Source organism: Arthrobacter sp. K410C (assembly GCF_059090105.1).
Map to the genome: position 1 here is coordinate 1 of NZ_JBNHFJ010000030.1, position 18450 is coordinate 18450.

The 18450-nt window shown below is 65.8% G+C and carries 18 protein-coding genes and 1 tRNA gene; 6 read left to right on the plus strand and 13 right to left on the minus strand.

What is annotated here, in order from left to right:
- Positions 1-879: 879 nt before the first annotated feature.
- On the plus strand, positions 880-1158 hold the full coding sequence (locus tag AC5RU7_RS20420) for a hypothetical protein (RefSeq protein WP_494053771.1): 279 nt from the start codon (positions 880-882) through the stop codon (positions 1156-1158).
- A 218-nt stretch (positions 1159-1376) separates the two neighbouring features.
- Here the strand turns inward: AC5RU7_RS20420 and AC5RU7_RS20425 are convergent, their stop codons facing one another.
- Positions 1377-2345, minus strand: a complete 969-nt coding sequence (locus tag AC5RU7_RS20425; RefSeq protein WP_494053772.1) for a tetratricopeptide repeat protein — start codon at positions 2343-2345, stop codon at positions 1377-1379.
- 600 nt (positions 2346-2945) lie between these two features.
- On the opposite strand from AC5RU7_RS20425, the gene AC5RU7_RS20430 reads away from it, so the two are divergent.
- The gene (locus tag AC5RU7_RS20430; RefSeq protein ID WP_494053773.1) at positions 2946-3794 is read left to right on the plus strand and encodes an LGFP repeat-containing protein; all 849 of its coding nucleotides are present in this window, start codon (positions 2946-2948) and stop codon (positions 3792-3794) included.
- An 85-nt stretch (positions 3795-3879) separates the two neighbouring features.
- Here the strand turns inward: AC5RU7_RS20430 and AC5RU7_RS20435 are convergent, their stop codons facing one another.
- The 3 genes from AC5RU7_RS20435 to AC5RU7_RS20445 form a co-directional block, all read right to left on the minus strand.
- Complete coding sequence (locus AC5RU7_RS20435; protein WP_494053774.1) at positions 3880-4020, minus strand: hypothetical protein; 141 nt, start codon at positions 4018-4020, stop codon at positions 3880-3882.
- A gap of 211 nt (positions 4021-4231) precedes the next feature.
- Positions 4232-4399 (minus strand): hypothetical protein, encoded by a 168-nt coding sequence (locus tag AC5RU7_RS20440; protein ID WP_494010733.1) that lies wholly within the window; start codon positions 4397-4399, stop codon positions 4232-4234.
- A 331-nt stretch (positions 4400-4730) separates the two neighbouring features.
- A complete protein-coding gene (locus AC5RU7_RS20445) occupies positions 4731-5252 on the minus strand; it encodes a GNAT family N-acetyltransferase (protein WP_494053775.1) in 522 nt (173 codons plus the stop codon).
- 286 nt (positions 5253-5538) lie between these two features.
- Here AC5RU7_RS20445 and AC5RU7_RS20450 point away from each other — a divergent pair, with 286 nt between their 5' ends.
- The 3 genes from AC5RU7_RS20450 (at position 5539) to AC5RU7_RS20460 (ending at position 7997) form a co-directional block, all read left to right on the plus strand.
- Positions 5539-6504, plus strand: coding sequence for a hypothetical protein (locus tag AC5RU7_RS20450; protein WP_494053776.1), 966 nt, complete (start codon positions 5539-5541; stop codon positions 6502-6504).
- A 722-nt stretch (positions 6505-7226) separates the two neighbouring features.
- The gene (locus AC5RU7_RS20455) at positions 7227-7697 is read left to right on the plus strand and encodes an alpha/beta hydrolase (RefSeq protein WP_494053777.1); all 471 of its coding nucleotides are present in this window, start codon (positions 7227-7229) and stop codon (positions 7695-7697) included.
- A gap of 114 nt (positions 7698-7811) precedes the next feature.
- On the plus strand, positions 7812-7997 hold the full coding sequence (locus AC5RU7_RS20460; RefSeq protein WP_494010737.1) for a hypothetical protein: 186 nt from the start codon (positions 7812-7814) through the stop codon (positions 7995-7997).
- 91 nt (positions 7998-8088) lie between these two features.
- Here the strand turns inward: AC5RU7_RS20460 and AC5RU7_RS20465 are convergent, their stop codons facing one another.
- From AC5RU7_RS20465 to AC5RU7_RS20505, 9 genes are all read right to left on the minus strand, one after another.
- Positions 8089-8934, minus strand: a complete 846-nt coding sequence (locus tag AC5RU7_RS20465; RefSeq protein WP_494053778.1) for an aldo/keto reductase — start codon at positions 8932-8934, stop codon at positions 8089-8091.
- 90 nt (positions 8935-9024) lie between these two features.
- A complete protein-coding gene (locus AC5RU7_RS20470; RefSeq protein ID WP_494010739.1) occupies positions 9025-9474 on the minus strand; it encodes a hypothetical protein in 450 nt (149 codons plus the stop codon).
- Between the two features lie 7 nt (positions 9475-9481).
- On the minus strand, positions 9482-10111 hold the full coding sequence (locus AC5RU7_RS20475) for a bacterial proteasome activator family protein (RefSeq protein ID WP_494053779.1): 630 nt from the start codon (positions 10109-10111) through the stop codon (positions 9482-9484).
- Positions 10112-10190: 79 nt separating this feature from the next.
- Positions 10191-10394 carry a YbdD/YjiX family protein gene (locus AC5RU7_RS20480; protein WP_494053780.1) on the minus strand — a complete coding sequence of 68 codons (204 nt, stop codon included), beginning with the start codon at positions 10392-10394 and terminating at the stop codon, positions 10191-10193.
- Positions 10394-12694, minus strand: a complete 2301-nt coding sequence (locus tag AC5RU7_RS20485; protein ID WP_494053781.1) for a carbon starvation CstA family protein — start codon at positions 12692-12694, stop codon at positions 10394-10396. The genes AC5RU7_RS20480 and AC5RU7_RS20485 overlap by 1 nt, the downstream gene beginning before the upstream one ends.
- 155 nt (positions 12695-12849) lie before the next feature.
- Positions 12850-15705 carry a hypothetical protein gene (locus tag AC5RU7_RS20490; RefSeq protein ID WP_494053782.1) on the minus strand — a complete coding sequence of 952 codons (2856 nt, stop codon included), beginning with the start codon at positions 15703-15705 and terminating at the stop codon, positions 12850-12852.
- A complete protein-coding gene (locus AC5RU7_RS20495; RefSeq protein WP_494053783.1) occupies positions 15705-16442 on the minus strand; it encodes an ABC transporter ATP-binding protein in 738 nt (245 codons plus the stop codon). Before AC5RU7_RS20495 ends, AC5RU7_RS20490 begins: the two co-directional genes overlap by 1 nt.
- A complete protein-coding gene (locus AC5RU7_RS20500; protein WP_494053784.1) occupies positions 16439-17038 on the minus strand; it encodes a PadR family transcriptional regulator in 600 nt (199 codons plus the stop codon). Before AC5RU7_RS20500 ends, AC5RU7_RS20495 begins: the two co-directional genes overlap by 4 nt.
- A gap of 113 nt (positions 17039-17151) precedes the next feature.
- On the minus strand, positions 17152-18135 hold the full coding sequence (locus AC5RU7_RS20505; protein ID WP_494053785.1) for an NAD(P)H-quinone oxidoreductase: 984 nt from the start codon (positions 18133-18135) through the stop codon (positions 17152-17154).
- A gap of 107 nt (positions 18136-18242) precedes the next feature.
- Between AC5RU7_RS20505 and AC5RU7_RS20510 the strand changes: the two genes are divergently transcribed.
- Positions 18243-18330, plus strand: a tRNA-Ser gene (locus AC5RU7_RS20510).
- The last annotated feature ends 120 nt before the right edge of the window (positions 18331-18450 follow it).

The window sequence follows — 18450 nt, forward strand, 5'->3', positions numbered from 1 at the left end:
GCTCGTTTCCCTCGCGGGAGTATTTGAGACCTCCCCCGATGGGGGCGCTATCGGCATGGCCGGTTTTGTCGGCTTCCTGCTCTTCCTGGTCTGGGTCCTGGCCGCGAGTGTCGTGCTGCTGCTCCGACCCGGCCAGCATCCCACCGACACATAAGGGAGCAAAGGAAACCGACCGCGGTCATTCACGGGAACAGGCGCAACACATTTCCGAGTGCGACGCCTGCACCTCATTGAGTTACCTGCACTCTGCAGGATCCGGAATCCGTGGCTCCTAGTCGTTGCGCATCAAGCTGACCCTAGATGCCGGCGAAGAACTCACGCGCGTCAGCAAGGACATTAGCGAACTCCTCAACACCTCTATTGACTGTGGACGACCCCCACGATATACCTCAACTAAGTCCAGCAGCAGGCGCAGCATCAGTTCAGCCGGAGACCGCTGTGACAGCCCCCAATTCCCCCAGTGCCCAGCATAATTCTGCCCGCGAAGAGCAGGCGCGGGCCTCACCAACGCACCTTGAACTCCGAGGTTCAGCCTGGGCTAACGCCCAGTTCCAATGACCCGTACCTTCCGGGCGAACCGCCGAACCCTTCAGTTCCAGGAGAAGTGCCGCAGTGGACACGCTTCCAGCAGTGCTCCTTGTCATCGGTGCGGCCTTGCCTGGATCGGCCTGACTGCTTTCGCCGCCCTTCACCTTCGCCGCAGACGGAACGGGTCAACGCTGGTCGCCTCGGCCGCGGGAGGGATGGGCCACCGCGTGAAGCCATGGCGCGCCCGACTTCACCGAAACCGCGCCACCGCGCGCCCTCGGACGCTGCGGCTCCGACGAGGACGCGGCAGCGGCACCACACACCACTCCGGATAACCCTTAGGAGCAATCGTTGAATGCCGAAACGATCTTCGGATTCAGCCTCGGATACCTTGCCGCCCTTGTCGGCATCTTCCTCCTCTACCTGCCGTATCTGATCCTTTTCGTGCTGCTGCTGATAGCGGCCGGGATCCTGTATCTGCTGCTGTTGCCTTTTGCCCTGTTGTTAAGGAAGCTGCGGCGAAGCAGGCCTCGGCCAGCCCAGGACAGCTCATGGATCCTGGCCCCGCGGGACAGGCAGACCACTGACCAGATCCTGCTGCCCCAGCGACACACTGCGGCACCACAGTGAGGGGTCTCCCCGCGGGTAGCAGTTGGTTGACTACTACATGGCCTATTCGCCAGGAGTCTTCGCCGCCCGTCGCACGCCCGCAGGTCCGTGCGCCGAGCACGCCGTCACCCTGACGTGAGGACCGTTCTTCCCGGGGGTGTGCTGAACATGGAGCTCCGGGAATGACGGAGGCGGCTCGCCACAAACAGGAATGACTTGCGGCGAGTCGTTGAAAAATATCAGTCCTGTTCAAGGTAGTCACGCAGGCCGGGGTAGCTGCTGTTGGCGGCCAGGACCCGTTCCAGATCCTCGTGCGCCATTGCCACCTTGCCGGCCCGCAGATAGGTGAGGCCCCGTTCTACCAGGCCGCGTTGACCGAATTCGGTGTTGGGGTCAAGGAACTCGAGGGCCTGGTCAAAGGCTTCCCCTGATGCTTCCAGTAAGCCTTCCTCGCGCAAAGCGATGCCGCGCTGAAGGAGGAGAAAAATGGAGGCTTCATCTTCGATTTTCAGGTTGTCAGTCAGGTCCGCCACATCCGCCCAGCGCCCCTCGCTGAGGTAGAACTCCGCCAGCGATACAGCAGTGATTGTGGTCGGCGGGAGCTGCTCCAGCAGCTGCTCGGCTGCTTCCACCTGCCCGTCGAGCTGGTAAAGCTCTGCCAGCAGAAGATGGATGTAGTCCCGGTTCAGGGGCAGCTGGACGTCAACCCCGTACGCGATGGAGAGGGCGTAACCCGTCTTCGGCAGATACGTCTGAGCGAAATGGTCGTGCAGCGGATCATACCCACTCGTCGATAGCCAGTTCAGGGCATCGATGGCCCGTCGGCGGTTCCCGCAGGGAATTGCCTGCCAGAGGACCTCGAACAGGAGCGCAAGCGGCTTGGCTTCTTCGAACTCGTCACCCACCCGGTGAAGATCAGAGACATCGGGAGCCTCGACCAGAGCCTTGTGCAGCTCCTTCTCCCATTTCGGAGCCAACATGCCCGGTCGGGCATTTAGCGCCGCCCCAGGTACGGTGTCCGCTCCGGCCGCTGCAGTCATCGCCGCCCACTTGGCCCAGCCCACCTCCTCCCCCGGCGTCGACCAGCTCCTGTAAGGCCCGTCCGGGACGGGCGTGTTCAAACCTTCCGCGTAATCGACTCTTCTGGCGGTGACGGTGAGCCGCACACCGGGCAAAGCCTTGACTGATGGTCCTGCTACAAACCCCATTGGGGCCACCTCTCTTCATTGAGACGTGTACGGGTCCGTCGGCGGATGCCAGTTGGGCCCGGGCGAACCCTACAACCGGCTTCCGATCCACGGGGCGGTACTGCAAAGGATGCTTTCCGTGTCAGATGGATTTTTCGGCGAGACCAGGCATCCAACATATGCCGCTGAAGAGACCTTGGCTATAGCAGAAAGGTGGCGAAGCGGAACGCCGACGCCGCCCGGTGGAGGCAGCGCCCGGGAGACGTGGCCGCCTACCTGGCGGCCGGCAACGATTGGCCCCGCCACCAGAAAACCGACAACCAGGAAGAACGCACTCTGGGCGTCTGGCTGCACACCCAGCGGATCGACCACCGGGCCGGCAGACTCGCAGCTGCCAAGGAAGCGCAGCTGAACGAGGTCACCCCCGGATGGCCGCACGGACGGAGTGGGGCGGATCGACACGGCGGACTGGGCCTGCACGGAGGGCAAGATAGCGGCGACGGGTTGACACCCAAAGGCGGGAGCCAGAACCGGTATCGTCCCACTTCAGGGGTTTTCCGTCCTTCTGCGCATCATCACATTGAGAGGTGCGCCCCCGGCGTCTCTGAGAAAGAAGGAACCGTGAAGACCAAACCTTTGTCCCTTGCGCTGGCTGTAATTGCAGCCGCAGGCAGCGCTTTCATGGGAGCCGCCGCTCATGCGGCCCCTAAGGAGTACAACGGGCACCAGGGTGTCACCATGTACTCCCCCGCCGTGGGCACCCAACTCTCATCTTCCGGGCCGATTGACGACAAATGGGCCGAAACCGGGTTTCAAAACGGCCCGCTTGGATACCCGGTCAGCGATGTCATCACGCGGCTGAAAGACGGTGGCTCGTACCAGGCGTACCAGAACGGCGCTATCTTCTCTTCTCCCGCTACTGGCACCCACGCGATCACAGCAGGCATAAACGGAAAGTGGTGGGCACAGGGCGCCGAAAACGGGCCCCTCGGTTACCCGACCACAGACGAAGTCCGCGGGATCCGGGACGGCGGCTCGTGGCAAGGCTTCCAGGGTGGTGCAATCATGTTTTCCCCCGCGTCAGGAGCGGCGATCAGCGCCGGTCCGATTCGAGACAAGTGGGCCGCCACCGGTTTCGAAGGGGGCCGGATGCGATACCCGACCAGCGATGTCGTGAGCGGCCTCAAGGAAGGCGGCACCTACCAGAACTACCATGGCGGGGCTATTCTCCACACTCCGGCAACGGGGCCGCATCCATCCGTGGGAGCCATCCGCGAAATCTGGGTCTCTACCGGCTTTGAACACGGCCGTATGGGTTATCTCACCACTGATGAATACGTCCTGCGCTCCGGCGTCGCCCAGGACTACCAGGGCGGATCCATCACTGCCGGCTGGTGGGGTGTCCATACCGTGACAGGAGCGATCAGCGGGGTCTCAAGGGTGACCAGTGGTGGTTGGGAACGGCTGTGACGCCCGCATATCCCGCCAAGGACGGCGGCGCCTGGAATATCGGTCCTTCCGGTTGCCGGTGTGCTGGCACCATCGTGGCAGATGGTCACAGGATGAGGTTCAGCAGCACCAGTGCCAGCCCTCCCAGGGCCAGCACGCAGCAAAAGAAGAGTCCAAGCATTTCCAGGCTGCGGACCTGACCGGGGCTAAGCGGTTCGCCGAGCCTGAGCATACGTTGAATGATCACTGCTTCATACCGGCTGGTCCTGGGCCCGGGACCAAGTTTGTCCGCACAGGCGGTGATTGTTCCGTTGAAGTCGAGGGCTGAATCGACTGGGCGATGCCCTCTGCTATCTGCACCGCATGCTTTGGCGCGGTCACAGGGAAAACGTGAACGGCTATCCCCTTATCAACCTCTGCGGCATGGAAGCGCTGGTGGGGAGCAAAAGGCATGGTTATCACGAGATGGCCTTGTCGATGGCAGCAATCGAGGGTTGTGCGGAGGCCGGGGCGGGAACGCAGAGAAAGCCGAAAGCCATGGCGCCATTGGAATTGGCCCTTCGAATTTTCGCCGCGTCGATAGTGATTCCCTCTATCGCCATAGGGCGGCGGTCAGGTGCAGTCATGCTGTGATCCAAGCGCGGATCACGGACCAAAGCAAGAAGGTAAACCTCTGCCCCTTGCGGTTGCCAGGTGCTGGCGGAACAGGTCAACGACCCGGGATGACCCGTTCAGCGCCTGCCTTGGGTCCGATCTCTACCCCTCGCGTTGCCCTCCCTTCAGTTCGATTCTGATAGGAAGCTCGGGATAAACCCCGGACAGCCCCTTGTCTTGGGGGTTTTCGGGGTTTTTCGCTGGTTAAGCGGCAAACGCCAGCCATCGCCCGCGGGCGTGTTAGCCTCCCCTCACTACAAGCGGAGCAGGTCAGCGGAAGACGGCCCCGCACTTCCAGGACGATCATGATTCCTGCTCCCCCAAGGCCCTCCTCATCACCACGCGAGGCCATGCAGCCAGGCCGTCCGCAGCTTCCGCCAAAACCAACCGTCGAATTCCCGCCAGCCACAGCCGCTGGGGCACGACGGCGAAGCCCAGCCGCTCGTAGTAGGGCCGGTTCCAAGGGACGTCCCGGAACGTTGTCAGGGTCAGCGCCGTGAACCCTTGCGCAGCCGCCCAGGAGGCAACTTCGTCGATCAGGGCCCTGCCGATGCCCAAGCGAGCATGCTGGGGGTGCACCGTCACCTGGGCGATGTGGACATTGCCGTCAACCTGGTCGACCAGGATGTAGGCGACGGCCTTCTGCTCCCCAGCTGTGCTGACCCAGCAAGTCCCGGAAGATATATAGCGGCTGAGCTCCTGAACGCTGGGCGGATGATCCTCCGCCACCGCGTGCATTCCGAGGATGCGGAAGGCCTCGCCCGCGGCGGTCTCGATATCCCGCAGGCGCCCAACGTCCTCCAGGCGCGCCTTTCTGATCACCATTCCAGTCAAGCACGCCGCAGCCGCCGGCGGGTCAGCGGTTCAGCCCCTTCGTGCAACAGCGGGCACGTATTGGCCCGCCCTGAATCAGGTACTGGATACTCGGGCGCCAGCCGGGTGCGCGCACCTAAAGTGTTGGCAGGAGCCGGCGACGAGGGCTTACGTCTGAGACCGCGTACGCCTCCCCCAGCCGTCGCCGGCTCCTCCACCCCTTCTTCTCCCCGGGTCTGAGAGCGGCTCCCCCCATTTGTGTCCGGACTGCCGGTATCCCCCGCCTATGATGGCGGACATGGATGAGCAGGCCCTGGCGGACATCGCGAACGAGCTCTACGCCGTGCCGCTCGAGGATTTCGTGGCGGCACGCACGGCCGCGGCAAAGGAGGCTGCCGGGACGGACAAGGAGCTCGCTGCGGCGGTCAAGGGACTGCCCAAGCCCTCCGCGGCTGCCTGGGCGGTCAACATGCTCGCCCTGCACGAGCCGGGCGTCCTGGCGGGACTGGCCGAACTCGGTTCCCGGATGCGGGACGCGCAGGCGTCGCTCGACGCACCGTCCCTCCGGGAACTGGGACGCGAACGCCGCACCATGCTGGCCTCCGCCGTCGACACTGCCCGGTCCGTCGTCCAGCAGCAGGGCCGCGCCATCAGCGACACCATTGCCGCCGACGTGGAGGAAACGCTCCGTGCCCTCACGGCGGACGAAGGCGCAGCGGAGGCCGTCCGCAGCGGGCGGCTCCTGAAGACCCTCTCGGCGGACGGGGTCAGCGCCGCGGAGCTGGAGGGAACAGTGGCGGTTCCCGGCGCCCTGCCTGCACCTTCGGCTTCCGCAGCCCGCAAGCCGCCATTGGCGTCCGTACCGGCCAGGAAGGAACGTACGACGCCGGAACGCAGCTCGCGGACAAAGGCCACCAAACCCCGGCTTGAGGCGGTCCGCCAGACTCCCCGGCCCGCCTCGCCGCCCGCGCTGGAAAAGGCAAAGGCAGCCCTGGCCGAAGCGCAGGCGGAAGAAGCGAGGACGAGCGGCCTGGCGGAGGAGCTGCAGGAGCAGGTGGAGGAGACCCGTTCCGAAATAGACGCCCTGGTTCAGGAGGCCGTCGAACTCCGCGACAGGCTGAAGGCTGCGGAGGAGCAACTGGACCGTGCCCGCAAGCAGCTTGCGGCCACCGCAGCGGAGGCCAAACAGGCCTTGCGGGAGGCGGACAAGGCAGGCCGGACCGTGATGCTCGCCCGGGAACGTGTCCTCCGGCTGAGCAGCTAAGAGGCGTCGCCGCGGGATTCCTTGTCCCGTCAGGGGCCATCGGAATCGTCATTGCGGTCCTGGCCTTCATGCTGCCCGGGAAGCGGGAGTTGGCAGCCGCAGGTACTTGCAGGGACGCGTACATGCGTGAAGCAGGATCGCAGCCTGCCGGCTGGGGCCCGCCTCGGGGCAGGTGCACCCCGCTGACGGAATCGCGTACTGATTACTCGGGTGCCGGACGCGCCTGGACCGTAACGTAGTGGCTGGAGCCGGCGACGAGGGCGTCCGTCTGAGACCGCGGACGCCTCCCCCAGCCGCCGCCGGCTCCTCCACTGCTGGCAGGCGGAGCGCCGAGAGCTGGCCTGGTGATAGTTTCCCGGCCGGAGTCATCCTTATTGTCGGAAGCGAGTCGGGTCGACGGCGGGACCTGGCACGGTTTGTGCGGAGCCCCCGCAGCAACTGCCGCACCGGCCGCCTGTTCGGGAGCAGACATGCATCGTCCGGGAACACAGCCAAACCCCTCTGTACTGCTGGCGAGACCCGGGGGCGCGCCCTCCTCCGCCCCTGTCCCGGGCCAGCATCCGCTGCGTCTGGAATCCCTGGGGGACGCACTGCTCTACCTGCCACCAGGACTGGAGGCCGGCGTGCCGGCCCCACTTATTCTTTTGCTGCACGGCGCGGGAGGGAATGCGGCAGGAGGACTTGCCCTGCTTTCATCATTTGCCGAGACGCACAGGATGATCATGGCCGCGCCCTCCTCGCAGGGATCCACCTGGGACGGCATCCGAGGCGGCTTCGGGCCTGACGTGCAACTGATCAACCAGACATTGGAGCGGCTCTTCCACATGGCCTTCGTGGACCAAAGCCGCATAGCTGTCGGGGGCTTCTCGGACGGCGCCTCGTATGCGCTGGGTTTGGGCCTTGCAAACGGGAACCTGTTTTCCGCCATCATCGCCTTTTCCCCCGGTTTTATCCCTCCCACACCCCGGGTCGGCCAGCCCCGTATTTTCATTTCCCATGGAGAGACCGACAGCGTCCTGCCTATCAACCGCACCAGCCGCAGTGTGGTGCCCCTTCTTAAGCGTGAGGGCTACGACGTGACCTACAGGGAATTCCCCGGCCCGCATACGGTGCCAGCCCCCATCGCCGAGGAAGCAATCACCTGGCTGGGCTGGCAACCGGGAACCAGGAGCGCCTCAGGCGGAGTCTCCTGAGGCGGCAACCCTGAGGAGACTATTCAGGCCTTTCGAACACTTAGGCCCTACGTCTCAAAGCAACACGCGGGGCTGGTTCCGGAGATTGTCAGACCCCGGTTGCAGACTGGATTTATGGAAAACCACACCGTTCAGGAATTTCACGTCACGTACTTCGATGCTGACTGCGGCCGGTCGCGGGCCGAAATCTTCGACACCCTGGCCGAGGCCCAGCGCTTCGCCAACAAGTACTGCAGCAGTGAAGACGGCTGGGCCGTGATTGACGAGGTCACGGTCGAGCAGGTCCGCCTCGCCGCCTGATTCCGCATCCGCCTTAAAGCAGGAACCCGCGCTGCCCTGCAAAACCAGGGCAACGCGGGTCCGGTACCGCCATTAAGCGGTCAGGTCCGGCTTAGGCGAAGTCGGAGACTGCCGGGTCCGGCCCGATCCGGCCTTCGCCGGAGGCGGTGCGGTCCAGGGCATTGATGGCCTCGACATCCTCCGCGTCCAGGGAAACCTCGAGCGCGGCGAAGTTCTCGCGGATCCGGGATTCCGTGACGGACTTGGGAATCACCACGTTGCCGATGGCGAGGTGCCAGGCGATGACGACCTGCGCGGGGGTTGCCTGGCGCTTGGCAGCGATGGCCGCAACGGTTGCATCCTCAAGCAGCTCGCCGCCCTGGCCCAGTGGAGACCAGGCCTGGGTCAGGATGCCCTTGGACGCGCCAAACTCGCGCAGCTCACGCTGGCTGAAGTAGGGGTGGAGCTCGATCTGGTGGATGGCAGGGACCGCACCGGTCTCGTCAATCAGCCGCTGCAGGCCTTCCACCGTGAAGTTGGAAACGCCGATGGACTTTACGCGGCCGCGCTTCTGGAGCTCGATCAGCGCCTTCCAGGTTTCCACGTACTTATCCTGCTTGGGCTGCATCCAGTGGATCAGGTACAGGTCCAGCGTCTCCAGGCCCAGCCGGTCCATCGACTCTTCGAAGGCTGCCAGCGTGGGCTCGTACCCCTGGTCCGAGTTCCACAATTTCGTGGTGATGAAGATCTGGTCGGGGGACAGTCCGGAGCTGGCGATAGCGCGCCCCACGCCTGCCTCGTTGCCGTAGACCTTTGCGGTGTCAATGTGGCGGAAGCCGGCCTCAAATGCCTGGCGGACTACCTTCTCCGCCACGCCGTCCTCAACCTGCCACACGCCGTAGCCAAGCTGGGGGATCGTGTTTCCGTCATTGAAAGTCAAGGTAGGTGAAAGAGTCATTCATTCATCCTGCCAAACGCGCCCGGCCTCCAGCCCGTTTTGGGCCGGACTAAGCCACGCGCTTAACCAGGAATAATCCTGCCCCTGCAGTTAAGAGGCTGCCTCCTGGAGGTGCCGCTCGGCGTCGGCTACCTGCTGGAAGACGGCCTCGGCACGGCGCCGCACGGAGGCGGCCCCCACGGGCACAGGCCCGACGGCGAGCCGCAGCATAGCGGCCGCCTCTGCAGTGGTGGCAAGCGAGTTACCAGCCTTGGACAAGGCACGGTGCACGCCGGACAGGGCCACCGGGATGTCCAGGCCCTCGCTGGGTGAGCGCCGCTGCGCTTCCACGCAGACGGCCCGCACCCGTTCCAGGAGGGCCGCCAGCTCGTTGGCGATCTCCACCAGCTCCCCGTACAGCTGGTCGTCCTCCACGCCTTCCAGCACCTGGTGGAAGCGGTCCAGTCCCCGATGGAAGCGGTCGTGCGCGCGGCGCCACAACCCCTTCCCCAGTTCCGCATCGTCCTTGCGCCCCTGCCTGGCGGCGCTGAGAAAGCCCAAGCGCAACCTACAGGTACTGTCCGGGACCGTGGTCCGGGTCTTCGCGCTTGCCCTGCTGGGCGGGGACTCCGGGCCGCTGCCCGGCTGAGGCCCGCTGCGGCTCACCGTTTTCGCCGATCACCACGCCCGGCGCGATCATGGTCCCAGGCGGAAGCTGGCGCAGCTGCACCTGTGCCGCCGCATGCTCGCGGGCAGCATGCTGCGCCGCGATGGCGGTCTGGATGCCGTGGAACAGCCCTTCAAGCCAGCCCACCAGCTGGGCCTGCGCAATCCGGAGTTCGGCGTCAGAGGGCGTCGCCTCGTCCGTAAAGGGAAGGCTGATCCGGTCCAGTTCCTCCACGAGTTCGGGAGCCAGGCCGTCTTCGAGTTCCTTGATGGAGCGCTCGTGTATCTCGGCGAGCCTGCCGCGGGCGGCGTCGTCGAGCGGGGCGGACTTCACCTCTTCGAGCAGCTGCCGGATCATGGTGCCGATCCGCATCACCTTGGCCGGTTCGTCCACCAGGTCATGCAGATTGCTGCCCTTTTTGGTGCCGTTCGGTTGGACCGGCTGTGCCGGTACCGGCGCCTGGCTGTCATCAACGGGCGTGCCTTCTACGGGGAGGTCCTCAGCTGCCTGAGTGTCGTTCGGATCGCTCATGCGTTCATACTCTCATGAGCGATCCGCCGGGGGTCCACTCGATGAACCCACCTGACACGCTTGTACGCTGCAGGCTCAATCAGCAGCACCTGCCCTGCGGGTTTGCGTCCTGCCGGTCGGTCTTGTCGCGCCAGAACTCCCGCTCGGTAAGGGGCGGTTCCTGGTGCCCGGCGGCGCGGTGGTGTTCCAGGTATTTCGTGTACGCGTCCGCACCCAGGAGGCCGCCCAGGTAACGGGCGAACCCCCTGAAACCGCTGGACAGTGCAACCAGTCCCGCGCTCATCAGTGGTGCCCTGCCCGTTCGAACCGGAGTTCAGCCGGTACCTTTTCCCACTCGGCCAGCAGCTGCCGCTCCGCGGGAGTGGGGATAAGCCCAGCCGGAGCGAACACCCGCGACGGCCGGGCAGGGTCCTCGGTGTCCGTAACGGGTGTGCCGGCCGCGTGGTGGCGGAAAGCCCTGATGGTGGCCAGCACGGCGGTGGCAATCACGATGATGCTCAGCACCACGAAGATCACCGACAGCCAGCCCTGGATGGCAGTATTGCGGACTACAGCCTCCATGGCCGCAACGGTCTTGGCGGACCCGAACTCGGTCTTGCCTTCGGCAAGGGCTTTGCTGAATGCGGCGTTGTTGGCGAAGTAGCCCACCGCCGGCGTCGGCGAGAAGATCTTCTGGTAGCTCGCGGTGATGGTGACCACCGCAGCGAAGGCCAGCGGCAGGGCCACGATCCACAGGTACTTGAAGGTCCCGCGCTTGGCGGCGATGGCCAGGCACACGGACAGGGCAATGGCTGCCAGCAGCTGGTTGGCGATGCCGAACAGCGGGAACAGTGTGTTGATGCCACCCAGCGGGTCTGTCACGCCCATCAGCAGTACCGCACCCCAGGCGCCAACCATGATGGCGGTGCAGAGCCAGGCACCGGGCCGCCAGGAGTGCTGCTTGAACTTGGGCACGAAGTTGCCGATGGAGTCCTGCAGCATGAAGCGGGCCACGCGCGTGCCGGCGTCCACGGCCGTGAGGATGAACAGGGCTTCAAACATGATGGCGAAGTGGTACCAGAACGCCATCATGGCCGTCCCGCCGATGAACTGCTGCATAATGTGGGCCAAACCCAAGGCCAGGGTGGGCGCACCGCCGGTGCGCGAGACGATGCTTTCCTCACCCACGTTGGCCGCCGTCTGGGACAGCAGCTCCGGGCTGATGTTCACACCGGTCAGGCCAAGGCTGTTGACCCATGTGGCAGCTGTTTCCACCGTCCCGCCGGTCAGCGCCGCCGGGGAGTTCATGGCGAAGTACAGGCCGCGGTCAATGGAGATCGCGGCGACCAGGGCCATGATGGCCACGAAGGACTCCATCAGCATGCCGCCGTAGCCGATGAAGCGGGTCTGGCGTTCCTTCTCCACCAGCTTGGGGGTGGTGCCGGAGGAGATCAGGGCGTGGAAGCCTGACAACGCCCCGCAGGCGATGGTGACGAACAGGAACGGGAACAGCGCACCCGGGAACACGGGACCGTTGTCCCGGCTGGCAAACTCGCTGAACGCCGGCACGGAGATCTCCGGCCGGACCGCGATGATGGCCACCGCCAGCATCACGATCACGCCGATCTTCATGAAGGTCGACAGGTAGTCACGCGGTGCCAGGAGCAGCCACACCGGCAGGATCGCGGCGATGAAACCGTAGATGATGATGCCCCAGGCGATGGTCACCCTGTCCAGGGTGAAGATCTCGGCGCCCCAGGAGGTTTCGGCCACGATGCCGCCGCCGATGATGGCCGCCATCAGCAGCACGAACCCGATGATGGAGACCTCCATGATCTTCCCGGGCCGCAGGTAGCGGAGGTACACGCCCATGAACAAGGCGATGGGGATGGTCATGCCCACGGAGAAGACACCCCACGGGCTTTCACCCAGGGCATTGACGACGACGAGCGCCAGGATGGCAACGATGATCACCATGATCAGGAGCGTGGCAACAAGGGCCGCAGTACCGCCGACCACGCCAAGCTCCTCGCGGGCCATCTGGCCCAGCGAACGGCCGCCCCGGCGCATGGAAAAGAACATGACCAGGTAGTCCTGGACCGCGCCGGCAAGCACGACGCCGATAATGATCCAGATGGTGCCCGGCAGGTAGCCCATCTGGGCCGCCAGCACGGGACCTACCAGCGGGCCTGCACCGGCGATTGCTGCGAAGTGGTGGCCGAACAGGACGTTGCGGTCCGTCCGGACATAGTCCTTGCCGTCCGCCTTGTACTCGGCAGGGGTGGCCCTGCGGTCATCCGGCCTGGTGATGTAGCGTTCGATCACCTTGGAATAGAAGCGGTAGGCAATCAGGTACGTGCAGACCGAAGCGAAGACGAACCAGATGGCGTTGACCGTTTCCCCGCGGATGATCGCGAGCATGAACCACGCCACACCGCCCAGCAGGGCAATCGCGGCCCACAGCGCAATCTTCCGCGGCGTCCACTTCCGTTCTTCCGCCTCGCGGACATTCTCGTCCACGGCAACGGCGGGAAGGGCGGTGTCCGTGGAGACCGTGCCCTCCCTCCGCGCCGAACCATTCCGGTTGTCAGGCGTTTCGGCCATGTCTCCTCCTTGAGATGGGTGCGAGCCTCCACTTACTAAGGCACCTTATCAATGCCGCTCGGTGATGGGGATGGGTTTCGCCCACCCGGGCATGACGGTGCGCTGAACGGCAGCCTCCGGGCGCCGAACGTTGGACCTCCGCCGTTTCCTGCCGGCTACGCCCCCAATCCCCGCCGTGACGCCTGAAGGGCCGCCCGGGTGAACAGCCATGCCAGTGCCGAGCCCATTGCGGGAACGGCGAGCATCAGTGCCACCAGCTGAAGCCACGGGACCTCCACCGCTGTCCGCATCTCCGTGGAGGCTGCGATGAGCACGGCAGGAACGGCCCCCGCAATGGTTCCGAGCGCGGCGCCCAGGCCGGAGGTGAAAAGTGCCTGCGCCGCCGCGAGCGCCTTACGGAGACGGGGCGAGGCTCCGACGCCGGCCAGGGTCACGTGGTCATTGCGAGCGTCAGCCAGTGCCAGGCCGGTGGTGATGCCGGCTGCACTCAGCGTGATCAACGCGCTGGCCGCAACGATCAGCCAGAACATCCACTGGTTGTCCCGGGAGACCCCCGGTTCCACCCAGAACCCGGCCCCCGGCTGTTGATAGACACCTGCCACTGCCGCCGCCGCCGCATCCGTCTCGGCCGCTGACGGGCGCCGGTCCAGCTGGACCAGGAGCTCAGCAGGTTCCGCACGGAGGTCCAGGCGTTCAGCGGTCTGCGGGGATACGACGCCGTAGTAGGGCACCGCTTCCAGTGGTTCGACCGCAATGGCGGGCAAGGCGGTGCTGGTGACCGTTTCGTGGACCATGGAGCCGTCCGACGGCGACCGCAGCTGCGTGCGGACGTCCTGTCCCAGCAGCGTAGTTTTCCCCTCCCGCACGAAGACCGGGTTGGTCACCACCATGCCGCCGGCATCCAGCACGTCGAGGGCTTCTGCCCCCGCATCCGTGCCCAGCAACAACCGGATCTCCTCTTCGCCTCCCACCACAATGCCCCGCGGCGAAACGGATTCACGGATCATCGACCCGCGGCAGCGCCAGTCTCTCGGGTCCACCATCCTTCGCTGCGGCGTCACCGGACACTGATGCTCCGCCGGCACCGCAAGGGAATACATCATGCAGTTCGAATCCTCAGTCCGGACGGGAACCGACATATCCACGTCAGGGCCAAAGTCGCAGTCAATCGATCCCGGCGCAGTGATGGTTTTCGTCCAGGCAACAGCGTCCACCGCCTGCCCGACCCGGGAGGAAAGTTCAGCCGGATCCACTGCAACCGAGGGTTGCCTGCCGCCGTCGGCAAGGAACGGGGCGTCCACCTCCAGGGGCAGGCGGACCTGGTTTTCCAGCGCGCTCCACCAGTGGTTTTCCCGCATCGCCGCCTGCTGGCTGGCGGCCAGTACCAGGCCGGCGCTTGCCAGCGTTGCGGCAGCAAGCACCGCGGCCACCGCCGGAACGGTCCGGCCACGGTTCCGGGCGGAGTCGCGGGCGGCCATCCTCAGGGGCAGGGAAAGCCAGTGTGTCCGCGAGGTCAGCAGGCCAACCAGCCAACCGGTCAGCAGCACGAGTCCCGCAACAGCCAGCACCGCTCCGCCAATCAGCAGCCCGGCCACCAAGGGCAGTTGCTCCGCCTGGCGGTCAGGGTCCTTCACGGACTGCCCCAGCAGCCAGCCGGTAGTCAGCAGCCCCGCCGCCGCAGCCAGGAGCACGGCGCCCACGATGCTGGACCGCCTTCCGTTTCCGGCGGGAGCGCGGCCGGCTTTGAGGGCGCCGACCAGCGCCTGGCGGGCAACCAGGTTGGCCGGGGCCAGTGCCGCAAGGATGCACGCGGAAAGCCCCATAGCCATTGCAACGGACGTCAGCAAGGGGTCCGCATGCACTCCTGCCAGCCGGGGCGAGCCTGCGGCCCGCACCCAAAGCACGGCTGCAGCAGCGCCGCCGAATCCCAGGGCGGCTCCGGTCACAACAGCAATGGAACCCAGCCACAGGCCTCCCGCCGTGACCACCGAACGGACTGTGGGAGCTTCCGCGCCGGAGGCGGCCAGCAGCGCCAACTCCCTCACCTGCCTCTTGGCTCCCACGGCGAAGGCAGCGCCGGCGAGCAGCCCCACTTCCAACATGGCCAGGGCTCCCAGGAGGCCGAAGGTGCCGTAGACAGTCCAGGTCTGAGCGGACGTGTCCCATGCCTGGGCGCCCGGGACCACCCGCTGCTCCTGCGGCGGCGGGTCCAGCACAACGCTGCGCGAGAGCACCCCGACGCCCCGGCTATTGGCCTCCCGGACCTGCTGCCAGCCGATCGGTTCCTGCCCCACCAGGTAGTAGGACACGGAGTGGGTCCGTTCGTCCGTGAGGACCGTTTCCGCCACCTGCCCGGACCGGACATAGAGGAAACTGTTGTTGTCGGAGGCGTCCGCGTCACGGAGGGTGCCCACCGGCACGAACGTTCCTGCCGACGTCGTAAATTCCTCGCCGAAGTCCAGGCCGAACCGTGCCAGCAGTCCGCGCGAGACGAGGACTTCCCTGGGGGATTCCGGAGCCCGGCCGTCAAGGAGCCTAAACTTGCCGGTGAAGGCGGGGTGCAGCGCGTCCACCTGGACGCCGTTCAGTGACACCAGCGCTTCCCCGACGCGCGTGGTGAGCTGCAGCTGGCGCAACGGCAGCACCTCGTAGCCTTCCGGAAGGACTTCCTCAGGGGGCGTGGCAACGAAATCAGGATCCACGTTCCCGGGACTGGAGGCCGCCACCGAATCGTTCTGCGGGTCCTGGAGCGTCTGCGCGTTCACCACCGGCAGGGCGACGAACCGGGCCTGCGTATTACCCAGCTCGAACCGGACAATCTCCTCCGGCGTCCTCAACGAGCTCTGGTACAGGGTGGCCGCGCCGGTCATTCCAGCCACTGGCAGCATGATCAGCAGGACGATCAGGAACGACCGGCGCCGGTGGCGACGGATGTCGCGGCGGGCCATCCGCAGGGCAACACGGAAACTGCTCCGGCGGCCGCGAGGAGCCGGAGTAAGGTCAAGCGGCATCAGAGGCCGGCCTGCGCCAGGAGCATGGTGGGATCGTGCATGGCGGTGGCCTGGTCCACTATCCGCCCGTCGCGGAGGAACACCACCCGATCCGCCCAGGCGGCATGCCGGGCCTCGTGTGTGACCAACATGACGGCCGCCCCTGCATCCGCCCGCGAGCGCAGCACCTCCATGACGCCCTGGCCCGTGGTCGAGTCAAGGGCGCCTGTTGGCTCGTCCGCCAGGATCAGCCGCCGCTGCCCGACCACCGCGCGCGCAATGGCCACCCGCTGCTGCTGCCCGCCGGACATCTGGTCCATGAACCGGTCCGCCAGTTCCGGTATACCCACCTGGCGGAGGGCGTCAGCCGCCTGCCGGCGGGCTTTCTTCGATGCGGTTCCGTCCAGTTCCAGCGGCAGGGCAACATTCTCCGCGGCGGTAAGGGTGGGGACGAGGTTGAAGTCCTGGAAGACGTATCCCACGGCACGCCGCCGCAGCCGGGCCAGTTCGTTCAGCCCCAGCCCAGAAAGGGGGGTTGATTCCACAAAGACACCGCCCGACGTCGGCCTATCCAGTCCGCCGGCCAGCGCAAGCAGCGATGACTTTCCGGACCCCGACGGCCCCATGACGGCCACGAACTCCCCCGCGCCGATGGTGAGGTCCACCTGCCGAAGTGCGGCGACCGCCGTCGCGCCCTCCCCGAAGGTCCTGCTGACCTTTGCAAGCTCCAGGACCTGCTGCGGCCCCCGGACGCTCACCGGCGGCTGTCCGCGTTGAGCGGGGCGGCGTCTTCCGTGACCCCGTTGGACGTCTTGCGTGCGGCAGTGGCGGCGGCCAGCTGGACCATCCTTGCCTCGCAGAGGTCCAGCCAGCGGACCTCCGCTTCCGTCTGGAAGATGAGGGAATCGAGGACCAGGAGCCAGGCCGTGTCACCACTGCGCTGGCTGCCCGCCGTATCCCGGCGGGCCTTGGTGTAATCCTGCAGGGCACGGATGGAAGCCACACGCTGGGCCTGGATGATGGCCTGGACGTCTACCCCCGGCAGCGTCACGGCAAGCGCAAGCTTGATGGCGAGTTCGTTCCGCGGCGGATTGGTGCGCACCACGGGAGCGGCGAACCAGCTCCGCACTTCCGCCTCGCCTTCGCCGGTGATGCTGTACACCACGTGTCCCTCGCCGTCGTCGCCGTCCTTCGCCACCAGGCCGTCCCGCTCCAGCCGGTCCAGGGTGGTGTAGACCTGCCCGATGTTGAGGGGCCAGGTGGACCCGGTCCGGTTCTCGAACTCGACCCTGAGCTGATAGCCGTAGCGCGGCCGGTCCTGCAGCAGGGCGAGGAGGCTGTGACGGATGGACATGCTGCTCCTTCTGGCTGGTGGCAGCGGTATGCACGAACCCCCAAGACCCGTGCATACCGCGTATACCGGAAGCCTAGCCGCAGTCCGCCTGGAACACAATACTGAGTATCTAACTACATGAGCAGCAGGATTTTGCCTACATGGTCGCCGCTGTCGAAGTACCGGTGGGCCGCCTGGACCTGGTCCAGCGGGAAGGTCTTGGCCACGAGCGGCCTGATCCGGCCGTCGCCGAGCAGCGGCCACACCGCTTTCTTGACCGCATTCATGATGGCGCCCTTCTCCTCCACCGGGCGTGGCCGAAGTGCCGTGGCCACCACGGCGGCACGCTTCTTCAGCAGCTGGCCCAGGTCCAGCTCCCCCTTGGTGCCGCCCTGGAGTCCTATGACCACGAGGCGCCCGTAGTCCGCCAGCGCGTCCACGTTCTGCGACAGGTACTTGGCCCCCACGACGTCGAGGATGACATCCGCCCCTTTTCCGCCGTTTTGCCGGCGGAGGCTTTCGGGGAAATCTTCCTCCGCATAGTTGATGGCGATATCCGCGCCCAGGAAGGCCTTCGCCGTGCTCACCTTTTCATCCGTGCCGGCCGTCGTGGCCACCCGCGCCCCGAAGGCCTTTGCCAGCTGGATGGCCATGGTGCCGATCCCGCCGGTGGCGCCGTGGATGAGTACAGTCTCCCCCGGCTGGAGCTGGGCCGTCATGATCAGGTTGGAGTAGACCGTGGCTGCAACCTCCGGCAGCGACGCCGCCGTCACCAGGTCCACCCCCTCGGGCACCCGCAGGACCTGTTCGGCCCGGACCGCCACCTGCTGGGCGTAGCCGCCTCCCGCCAGCAGCGCCACCACTTTGTCGCCCACGGAGAAAGCCTTGGTCACTCCCGGCCCGAACCCGGCGATCCTGCCGGACACCTCGAGCCCGGGAATCTCGGACGCGCCCGGCGGCGGCGGGTAGAAACCCCGCCGCTGCTGCACGTCGGCACGGTTCAGGCCTGCGGCAACGACGTCGATGAGCACCTCGCCGGGGCCGGGCACCGGGGCATCGGCTTCGCGGACCTCCAGGACCTCCGGGCCGCCCGGTTCCGAAATATAGACGGCTTTCATGGACCACTTCCGTTTCTGACTCAATACTGGCTGCAACCAGTGTGCACCGGACACCTTCCAGGCTCTGTTTTGTTGCAGGCAAGCGCCTATGAAACACTACTAGCTGAGGAAGGTTGTCCGAGCGGCCGAAGGAGCTGGTCTTGAAAACCAGTGTGCGGTAACCCCGTACCAAGAGTTCGAATCTCTTACCTTCCGCAAAAGAGGGCCCCTGTCCGCCAGTGAACTGGTCCCCGAAAGTTGGACTGGGTAAGTAAGAGCCTAAGCCGCGAGGGCCTGAGCACGGTATTGCACCGGGCTCAGGCCCTCGAGCTTTGT

What these genes read in the sequence shown, in the direction of transcription:
- AC5RU7_RS20425 (WP_494053772.1), bottom strand. Translation starts at nt 2,345, where the DNA reads ATGGGGTTTGTAGCAGGACCATCAGTCAAGGCTTTGCCCGGTGTGCGG.
- AC5RU7_RS20440 (WP_494010733.1), bottom strand. Translation starts at nt 4,399, where the DNA reads ATGACTGCACCTGACCGCCGCCCTATGGCGATAGAGGGAATCACTATC.
- AC5RU7_RS20445 (WP_494053775.1), bottom strand. Translation starts at nt 5,252, where the DNA reads ATGGTGATCAGAAAGGCGCGCCTGGAGGACGTTGGGCGCCTGCGGGAT.
- AC5RU7_RS20450 (WP_494053776.1), top strand. Translation starts at nt 5,539, where the DNA reads ATGGATGAGCAGGCCCTGGCGGACATCGCGAACGAGCTCTACGCCGTG.
- AC5RU7_RS20455 (WP_494053777.1), top strand. Translation starts at nt 7,227, where the DNA reads ATGGCCGCGCCCTCCTCGCAGGGATCCACCTGGGACGGCATCCGAGGC.
- AC5RU7_RS20460 (WP_494010737.1), top strand. Translation starts at nt 7,812, where the DNA reads ATGGAAAACCACACCGTTCAGGAATTTCACGTCACGTACTTCGATGCT.
- AC5RU7_RS20465 (WP_494053778.1), bottom strand. Translation starts at nt 8,934, where the DNA reads ATGACTCTTTCACCTACCTTGACTTTCAATGACGGAAACACGATCCCC.
- AC5RU7_RS20475 (WP_494053779.1), bottom strand. Translation starts at nt 10,111, where the DNA reads ATGAGCGATCCGAACGACACTCAGGCAGCTGAGGACCTCCCCGTAGAA.
- AC5RU7_RS20480 (WP_494053780.1), bottom strand. Translation starts at nt 10,394, where the DNA reads ATGAGCGCGGGACTGGTTGCACTGTCCAGCGGTTTCAGGGGGTTCGCC.
- AC5RU7_RS20485 (WP_494053781.1), bottom strand. Translation starts at nt 12,694, where the DNA reads ATGGCCGAAACGCCTGACAACCGGAATGGTTCGGCGCGGAGGGAGGGC.
- AC5RU7_RS20490 (WP_494053782.1), bottom strand. Translation starts at nt 15,705, where the DNA reads ATGCCGCTTGACCTTACTCCGGCTCCTCGCGGCCGCCGGAGCAGTTTC.
- AC5RU7_RS20500 (WP_494053784.1), bottom strand. Translation starts at nt 17,038, where the DNA reads ATGTCCATCCGTCACAGCCTCCTCGCCCTGCTGCAGGACCGGCCGCGC.
- AC5RU7_RS20505 (WP_494053785.1), bottom strand. Translation starts at nt 18,135, where the DNA reads ATGAAAGCCGTCTATATTTCGGAACCGGGCGGCCCGGAGGTCCTGGAG.